This window comes from Mesorhizobium sp. WSM4840, from assembly GCF_055811755.1.
The window spans coordinates 1-1,019 of sequence record NZ_JBVVQD010000104.1; the positions used below are offsets into that span (position 1 = coordinate 1).

At 62.4% G+C, this 1,019-nt stretch carries 1 protein-coding gene; it reads left to right on the forward strand.

Features of this window, described 5'->3' with window-relative positions:
• Positions 1–1,019: chaperonin GroEL (gene groEL / locus AC0L3I_RS36875; protein ID WP_473530226.1), on the forward strand; the 1,019-nt coding region annotated here is incomplete at both ends.

A 1,019-nucleotide genomic window follows, 5' to 3' on the forward strand; every position in this document is an offset into this window, starting at 1 on the left:
CCGCGCATCACCAAGGACGGCGTCACCGTCGCCAAGGAAATCGAGCTTGAAGACAAGTTCGAGAACATGGGCGCGCAGATGGTCCGCGAAGTTGCTTCGAAGACCAACGACATCGCCGGCGACGGCACCACGACCGCGACCGTTCTGGCGCAGTCGATCGTCCAGGAAGGCCACAAGGCGGTTGCCGCCGGCATGAACCCGATGGACCTGAAGCGCGGCATCGATCTCGCGGTTAGCGACGTCGTCGCGACGCTGATCAAGAACGCCAAGAAGATCAAGACCTCGGAAGAGGTTGCCCAGGTCGGCACCATCGCCGGCAATGGCGATGCTTCGGTCGGCTCGATGATCGCCGAAGCGATGCAGAAGGTCGGCAATGAGGGCGTCATCACGGTCGAGGAAGCCAAGACCGCCGAGACCGAACTCGAAGTCGTCGAAGGCATGCAGTTCGACCGCGGCTATCTCTCGCCCTACTTCGTCACCAACGCCGACAAGATGGTTGCGGATCTGGAAGACGCCTACATCCTTCTCCACGAGAAGAAGCTCTCCAACCTGCAGGCCATGCTGCCGATCCTCGAGGCTGTCGTGCAGACCTCGAAGCCGCTGGTCATCATCTCGGAAGACGTCGAAGGCGAGGCTCTGGCCACGCTGGTCGTCAACAAGCTGCGTGGCGGCCTGAAGATCGCCGCCGTCAAGGCGCCGGGCTTCGGTGATCGCCGCAAGGCCATGCTGGAAGACATCGCCATTCTCACCGGTGGCCAGGTCATTTCCGAAGACCTCGGCATCAAGCTCGAGAATGTCGGCCTCAACATGCTCGGCCGCGCCAAGAAGGTGTCGATCTCCAAGGAGAACACCACCATCGTCGACGGCGCCGGCAAGAAGGCCGAGATCCAGGGCCGTGTCGCCCAGATCAAGCAGCAGATCGAGGAGACCACCTCGGACTACGACAAGGAGAAGCTGCAGGAACGTCTCGCCAAGCTGGCGGGCGGCGTTGCCGTCATCCGCGTCGGCGGTGCGACCGA